Source organism: Actinocrinis sp., from assembly GCF_035605935.1.
Lineage (GTDB): Bacteria > Actinomycetota > Actinomycetes > Streptomycetales > Catenulisporaceae > Actinocrinis.
The window spans coordinates 1-7,471 of sequence record NZ_DATNGK010000166.1; the positions used below are offsets into that span (position 1 = coordinate 1).

The window sequence follows — 7,471 nt, forward strand, 5'->3', positions numbered from 1 at the left end:
GCGATCGTCGAGCGTCATGGCGGCGAGGTACCGGACGACTACGACGCACTCAGGGCGCTGCCAGGCGTCGGTGAGTACACCGCCGCGGCCATCGCATCATTCGCCTTCGGACGCCGCGCTACGGTACTCGACACGAACGTACGCCGCGTTCTCGCCCGCGCCTTCTCGGGCGTCGAGTTCCCACCGGATTCGCTTACCGCAGCCGAGCGTGCATTAGCCACGATGGTGCTTCCGCAAGCCGAGCAGGACGCCGCGAGTTGGGCTGCCGCGTCGATGGAACTCGGGGCCCTGATCTGCACCGCCAAGACACCCAAGTGCAGCCAGTGTCCGGTTACCGAACTCTGCACCTGGCATGCGCTCGGTCGGCCGCCGCATGACGGTCCGCCGCGCCGTGGGCAGACATACGCAGGCACCGATCGTCAGGCACGTGGAAGGCTGCTAGCGGTATTGCGCGACGCAACTGGCCCCGTCGACAAGTCAGCGTTCGAACCAGTGTGGCGCGCCCCAGAGCAACGCGAACGCGCGCTCGCCGGTCTGCTCGCAGACGGACTCGCGGTCATGCTGGCTGATGGACGGTATCGGCTGCCCTAACGTCGGCCTCGCGCTTACCGCCGAGGATCGCGTGCGCCCCGAGCGCCGCCACGCCCATCACCGCGACCACCAGCGCCATTGGCAGCGTCTTGGCCAACACGGATGTGCCGTGCGGCCCGGTAAGCGGCGCGACGACCCCGCCGATGAGGAACTGGGTCACGCCGAGGAACGCCGAGGCCGTCCCGGCGTTGCCGCCATGGTCGGCCAAGGCCAGCGCCGTCGCGTTCGGCGTGACCAGGCCGATCGAGGCGACGACGAACCACAAGCACACCGCGGTCGGCCAGAAGCCCAGTTCCAGCAATGTCACCAGCAGCAGAGCGACCCCGCCGGCCGCGCACTGCACCAGCCCGGCGCGCAGGAGCACGATCGTGCGAACCCGCCCGGCGAGCCGTCCGTTGAGCTGCCCCAGCAGGATCAACCCGAGTGCGTTCGCGCCGAACATGAACGAGAACTGCTGCGGGCTAAGCCGGTATACCTGCTCGACCACGAACGGCGAGCCCGAGATGTACGCGAACATCGCCGCGAAGCTCAGCCCAGCGGCGAACGCGTATCCGACGAAGTGCCGATCGGCAGCCAGTCGTTGGAACGTGCGCCGTGTGTCGCTGAGGCTCGCGGCGCGTCGAGCGCTCACCGGAAGGGACTCGGGCAAGCCGAAGAACACCGCGAGCAGCAGCAGGGCCCCGATCGCGGCCAGCACACCGAACAGCCCCTGCCAAGCGGTCACCTTCAACAGCTGGCCGCCAAGGATCGGCGCGAGCACCGGAGCGACGCCGTTGACCAGCATCAGCATGGAGAAGAACCGGACCATCGCGGTGCCGGAGTACAGGTCACGAACCACGGCTCGGGCGATCACTATGCCTGCCGCGCCCGCAAAACCCTGAACCAGCCGTCCAGTCGTTAACGCACTAACCGACGGCGCGAACGCACACAGCAACGACGCAAGGGCGTACGCCGCTACACCGATCAACAGCGGCTTACGTCGTCCGAGCGAATCCGAGAGCGGTCCCGCGAGCGCCTGTCCGACCGCGAGCCCGACCAGGCAGGCGGTCAGCGTTAGTTGCACGCTGTCCGCTGCAGCGTGGAAGTGCGACTGGAGCGACGGCAGCGCGGGCAGATAGAGGTCGATCGACAACGGCCCGAATGCCGACAGCGCGCCAAGGATGAGCACCGACCTCAACCGGGCGGCACGCAGCGCGTAGCCGCCGTCCGACGCATCGGCAACGGCATCTGTCGGCGCAGCCTGCGGCATCGGCGCTCCTCCGGGTAAACGTTCAAGGTTCTGACCCGGTCAGCGAAGGCAGACTCGCTGCTGGGCGGGGTTTCCTGACTACTCAACCAATTCCGGAGGGCCGACATTCCCGGCCGCAGCTGCGGGGCCGCTGCGGCAAAGTTATCCACAAGCGCTCGAATCGGGAACGAGGGGATCTACCCAAACCGCTAACCTGGTAAGCGTGAGCATTCGACTGTACGACACCGCCACACGCAGTGTGCGTGACTTTGTCCCCATCCAGCCGGGCAAGGTCTCGATCTACCTGTGTGGCGCCACCGTGCAGTCGCCTCCGCACATCGGGCACGTTCGGTCCGGCGTGAACTTCGACATCCTCAGCCGCTGGCTGGCATATCGCGGCTTCCGGGTCACCTTCGTGCGCAACGTCACCGACATCGACGACAAGATCCTCAAGAAGGCCGCCGAGCAGGGCGTCGAGTTCTGGCGGGTAGCGCAGGCCAACGAGCGCGCGTTCACCGCCGCGTATACAGGTCTCGGTTGCCTTCCGCCGACCATCGAGCCGCGGGCCACCGGCCACATCCCCGAGATGATCGAGCTGATGCAGGACTTGATCCTCGACGGGCACGCCTACGCGGCCGGCGGCGACGTCTACTTCGACGTGCGCAGCTTCCCCGGGTACGGTGCGCTGTCCAATCAGCGGGTCGAGGACATGCTGAGCGCAGACGACGCGGACCCCAAGAACGCCAAGCGCGACCCGCAGGACTTCACCCTGTGGAAGGGCGCGCGGGCAGGCGAGCCGTTCTGGAACACTCCGTGGGGACCCGGGCGGCCGGGCTGGCACCTGGAGTGCTCAGCGATGGCGCGTAAGTACCTCGGCGAGCGCTTCGATATCCACGGCGGCGGCCTCGACCTGATCTTCCCGCACCACGAGAACGAGATCGCCCAGTCCAAGGCGCGCGGCGACGCGTTCGCGCAGTACTGGCTGCACAACGCCTGGGTGACCATGGCGAACGAGAAGATGTCGAAGTCGCTCGACAACTCGGTGCTGGTCGCGGACATGATGAAGCGTCACCGGCCGATCGTGCTGCGGTACTACCTCGGTACGCCGCATTACCGCTCGATGATCGAGTACTCCGAGGCGGCGCTTGAAGAGGCGGCGGCTGCCTTCGGCCGGATCGAGCAGTTCATCACGCGTGCGATGGAGCTGGTCGGCGTCACCGAGCCGACGATCGTGCTGGACGACTTCGCCGCGGCGCTTGACGACGACCTAGGCGTGCCCGGGGCCGTCGCGGTGCTGCACCAGACCGTGCGCGCCGGCAATACCGCGCTGGCCGCCAGCGACAAAGAGAGTGCCAAGGCCCGGCTCGGCGAGGTGCGCGCGATGCTCGGCGTGCTCGGCATGGACCCGCTGGCCGAACCTTGGGCGGATTCCGGCGGTGGTGACACGGCGGGCCTGCGCGAAGTCGTGGACAGCCTCGTCACGGTGGCGCTCGAGCAGCGGCAGGCGGCCCGAGCCCGCAAGGACTACGCCGCGGCCGACGAGATCCGCACCAGGCTGGCCGCCATCGGCATCCTGGTGGAGGACACCCCGGCGGGTCCGCGCTGGACCGTCGCCTGACCCGACCCACCGACTCTGCCCCACCCCACCTAACCCGACCTGACCGCCTGACAGCGCGTCACCCAACCAATCACACCCTCGGCCACGATGGCCCGGGCGTGAACTAAGACTCGACACTCTGGAGCGATCAACCATGGCAGGCGGCAAGGGCGGCGGACTTGGCGGCCGCGGCAACAAGGCGGGTTCGTCGCGCAAGGGCGCGCAAATGGGCTCCGGTGGGCAGCGGCGTAAATCGCTAGAAGGCAAGGGACCGACCCCGCGTGCTGAGATGCGCAAGGGCCATCCGGCACAGCGCCGCGCCGACGCGGCCACGAAGCGCGCGCAGAGCCCGCGCAGCGGTTCCGGAAACCAGCGCCAGCCCGCCAAGGTTCCGTACAAGGCGAACCGCCAGATCTCCGAGCTGATCGCCGGCCGGAATTCGGTCGTCGAAGCCCTGCGCGGCGACGTGCCTGGTACCGCACTGTTCATCGCGCAGCACATCGACGCGGATGACCGAGTGCGTGAGGCCGTGACACTGGCGAACAACCGTGGCATCCCGCTGATGGAGGTCACCCGCCAGGAGGTCGATCGGCTAACCGACGGCGCGATCCACCAAGGCATCGCGCTCCAGATCCCGCCATACGAGTACGCGCACCCGGACGACCTGCTCACGCGCGCGCTTGACGCGGCCGAGACCCCGCTGATCGTCGCGCTCGACGGCGTAACCGACCCGCGCAACCTCGGCGCAATCATCCGTTCCGCGGCGGCTTTCGGCGCGCACGGCGTGGTGGTCCCCGAGCGGCGCTCGGCCGGCATGACCGCAGGTGCGTGGAAGACCTCCGCCGGCGCTGCCGCGCGTCTCCGGGTCGCACAGGTGGGCAACCTCACCCGCGCGTTGGAGGCCTACCGCAAGCAGGGCCTGCTGGTCGCGGGCCTGAGTGCACACGGCACGGTGAACCTGTCCGAGCTCGAGGCAGCGGCCGATCCGCTCGTCCTCGTCGTCGGCTCCGAGGGCAAGGGTCTCAGCAGGCTGGTGGAGCAGACCTGCGACGTCACGGTGCGCATCCCGATCGCGGCCACGACCGAATCCCTCAACGCCGGCGTAGCGACGAGCATCGCGCTGTATGGGGTCGCCCAACGCCGCACGAAGTCCACTCGGCTCTAAGCCTTGTGGAACAAGTAGCGCCGCAGCCAGCGGCGCCTGCCACACCCACGCCGTGCGCTGTGGCGCGTCCACGGCGCGGCGCGGCTCAGTCCCTTTCCTAACCGGAGCCTGCCTCCCCATGGGCGTAAGCTACCCACATCCAACAGTTCGCTGATGTGGAGTGCAGAGTGCGCATCGGATACACCATCGCTCGCTTCGACTGGCCGGGCGGCCCCGCCGCGATCCGGCCCAACCTCCTCAAGCTGGCGCGGACCGCGGAGGACGGCGGCCTGTACAGCCTCTGGGTGATGGACCACTTCTGGCAGATCTCGGTGAACGGCCCGGCCGAGGACCCGATGCTTGAGGGCTACACGGCCCTCGGTTTTCTCGCCGCCGTCACCGAGCGCGTCACGCTCGGCACCATGGTCACCGGCGTGACGTACCGCAATCCGGCGATTCTCGCCAAGACCGCGACAACCCTCGACGTGCTGTCCGGCGGCCGGGCGTACTTCGGCATCGGCGCGGCCTGGTACCAGGAGGAGCACGAAGGCTTCGGCGTGCCCTTCCCACCGGTCAAGGAACGCTTCGAGCGGCTCGAAGAGGCGATCCAGATCGCCAACGGCATGTGGTCCGACTCGGACTCCGGTTACCAGGGCAAGCACTACGCCCCGGGACGCCTGCTCAACATTCCGGCCGCGATCTCGTCCCCGCATCCCAAGCTGCTGATCGGTGGCGGCGGCGAACAGAAGACCCTGCGGCTCGTGGCCCGGTACGCGGACGCCTGCAACCTGTTCGACGCGGGCGACGAGTTCGTGACGCACAAGCTCGACGTGCTGCGCGGTCACTGCGAGGCCGAGGGCCGCGACTACGACGCGATCGAGAAGACGATCATGTCCCGCCTCAGGCCGGACAGCACGGCCAAGACTGTCGCGGCTCGGATCGAGCAGCTGCGTGAGCTCGGCTTCGCCCACGTGATCCTCGGCGCGCCCGAGGCGGCCAACGATCACTACCTGGGCCTGGCCGCCGAGATCGCCTCACTCACCGCGACTGTCTAACTCGCCAAGCACCGCCGCTCGCCGCACCACCTACCGCACCAAACGACAGCGGTCCCGCCCCGGGGAATCCCCCGAGTGCGGGACCGCCGCCTTATCGCCTACTCCGACAGCCGCTCGCCGCTCACCGTCGAGAAGATGTGCGTCTCGCCCGGCTTGGGCAGGAAGCTCAGCGTCTCGCCCTTGGCCGGGGTGTTGCGGGCGTCCACGCGGACGATGACGTCGACGTCGTTACCGTCAACCTTCGCAGTGCCGTACGCGAAGGCGTCCGCACCGAGCTCCTCGACGACGTTCACGACGACGGCGATGCCGGTCCCGTCGCTCGACAGGTCAAAGGACTCCGGCCGCACGCCGAGCGTCACGCTGCGCTCGCCCCGGCTGGTCGCCTTGGCCAGCGAGTCGCGGTCGACCGGAACCACGGCGCCGTCAAACGCCACGCCGCCGTCCGTGATCGGGGCCTCGATGAGGTTCATCGCCGGCGAGCCGATGAAGCCCGCGACGAAGACGTTGGCCGGCGTCTCGTACATCCGGCGCGGGGTGTCGCACTGCTGCAGCAGACCGTCCTTGAGCACCGCCACGCGGTCGCCCATGGTCATGGCCTCGACCTGGTCGTGCGTCACGTAGACGGTGGTGATGCCCAGGCGACGCTGCAGCGAGGCGATCTGCGTACGGGTCTGCACGCGCAGCTTCGCGTCGAGGTTCGACAGCGGCTCGTCCATGAGGAAGACCTTCGGCTCACGCACGATCGCGCGGCCCATCGCAACGCGCTGGCGCTGACCACCGGACAGGGCCTTCGGCTTGCGCCCGAGGTATTCGGTCAGCTCGAGCAGCTTCGCGGCGTCCTCGACCTTCTGCCGGATCTCCGGCTTCGGCACCCCGGCGATCTTCAGGGCGAAGCCCATGTTCTCCGCCACGGTCATGTGCGGGTACAGCGCGTAGTTCTGGAACACCATCGCGATGTCCCGGTCCTTCGGCGGCAGGTGGGTGACGTCGCGCTCGCCGATCCGGATGGCGCCCGCGGTGACCTCCTCGAGACCCGCGAGCATCCGCAGCGAGGTGGACTTGCCACAGCCCGACGGTCCGACCAGGACCAGGAACTCGCCGTCCTGGATGTCCAGGTTGAGCTTGTCGACGGCGGGACGCTCAGCGCCCGGGTAGACGCACGAGGCGTCCTCGTAAATAACACCTGTCATGGGTGTGCCCTATCCCTTCAACCGGCAGGAACGTGCCGGACGATCCGAGTTGGAAGGTGACCGCGAAACGGCCTTTGCTGACCGTATCTTCCGACAAGCGTCTTGTCACTATCAGCCACGCGAGTGTGCTCAACCCCACGTCCATACGTACCAAGCTGTTCACTCTCCCACGCAATGACGCGAACCCTCCGGCTCCCCGCCAAGCGCCCCGCAACCCGTTGGGCGGTACCCCACCGGCCCGCTACGATTGCACCGGAGGCGCGCATACGGGCACCGCTCGTCTGCCCGTCACCCACCCGCTGGTGTGGCGCAATTGGCAGCGCACCTGTCTTGTAAACAGGTGGTTAGGGGTTCGAGTCCCCTCACCAGCTCACTGACTCCCCCCAGCTCAGCCCACCATAGCAGCAGGTCAGGCCCGACCCCGAGAGATCCAATCGGGGCCGGGCATGTCTCACTGTCTATCGGTATCGGGCACGATCGGGCACGAGTCGCGACAAGGGCGCGACAACAGCCCTCAGCCCCCGGATTGCTCTCCGCGGTCGTCGTTGGCGTTGTCTGAGCGGCCTTCTGCGTCGTCCTCTAGCGGCTCGGACGTGGTGTCAGACGGTGCGGTGCCGCTGTCGCCAAGGGCGTCCTCGATCCGACGTCGCGCGGCGTCCTGCGTGC

The 7,471-nt window shown here is 68.1% G+C and carries 5 protein-coding genes, 1 tRNA gene and 1 pseudogene; 5 read left to right on the forward strand and 2 right to left on the reverse strand.

Annotated elements, in window-relative coordinates; all coding sequences use genetic code 11:
* Positions 1-591 (forward strand): annotated as a pseudogene (locus tag VN779_RS13705) (A/G-specific adenine glycosylase); the annotation flags it as partial.
* Here the strand turns inward: VN779_RS13705 and VN779_RS13710 are convergent.
* Positions 557-1,840, reverse strand: a complete 1,284-nt coding sequence (locus tag VN779_RS13710) for a Bcr/CflA family multidrug efflux MFS transporter (protein ID WP_325723165.1) — start codon at positions 1,838-1,840, stop codon at positions 557-559. The pseudogene VN779_RS13705 and the gene VN779_RS13710 overlap by 35 nt on opposite strands.
* A gap of 202 nt (positions 1,841-2,042) precedes the next feature.
* Here VN779_RS13710 and cysS point away from each other — a divergent pair, with 202 nt between their 5' ends.
* The 3 genes from cysS to VN779_RS13725 all read left to right on the forward strand — a co-directional run bounded on the left by cysS (position 2,043) and on the right by VN779_RS13725 (position 5,615).
* Positions 2,043-3,437 carry a cysteine--tRNA ligase gene (cysS, locus tag VN779_RS13715; protein WP_325723167.1) on the forward strand — a complete coding sequence of 465 codons (1,395 nt, stop codon included), beginning with the start codon at positions 2,043-2,045 and terminating at the stop codon, positions 3,435-3,437.
* A 133-nt stretch (positions 3,438-3,570) separates the two neighbouring features.
* Positions 3,571-4,581 (forward strand): 23S rRNA (guanosine(2251)-2'-O)-methyltransferase RlmB, encoded by a 1,011-nt coding sequence (gene rlmB / locus VN779_RS13720; protein WP_325723169.1) that lies wholly within the window; start codon positions 3,571-3,573, stop codon positions 4,579-4,581.
* 167 nt (positions 4,582-4,748) lie between these two features.
* The gene (locus VN779_RS13725; RefSeq protein ID WP_325723171.1) at positions 4,749-5,615 is read left to right on the forward strand and encodes an LLM class F420-dependent oxidoreductase; all 867 of its coding nucleotides are present in this window, start codon (positions 4,749-4,751) and stop codon (positions 5,613-5,615) included.
* A 98-nt stretch (positions 5,616-5,713) separates the two neighbouring features.
* Here VN779_RS13725 and VN779_RS13730 read toward each other — a convergent pair whose 3' ends face one another.
* On the reverse strand, positions 5,714-6,805 hold the full coding sequence (locus tag VN779_RS13730) for a sn-glycerol-3-phosphate ABC transporter ATP-binding protein UgpC (protein ID WP_325723173.1): 1,092 nt from the start codon (positions 6,803-6,805) through the stop codon (positions 5,714-5,716).
* A 298-nt stretch (positions 6,806-7,103) separates the two neighbouring features.
* Between VN779_RS13730 and VN779_RS13735 the strand changes: the two genes are divergently transcribed.
* Positions 7,104-7,176: transfer RNA gene (locus VN779_RS13735), tRNA-Thr, on the forward strand.
* Positions 7,177-7,471: the final 295 nt, after the last annotated feature.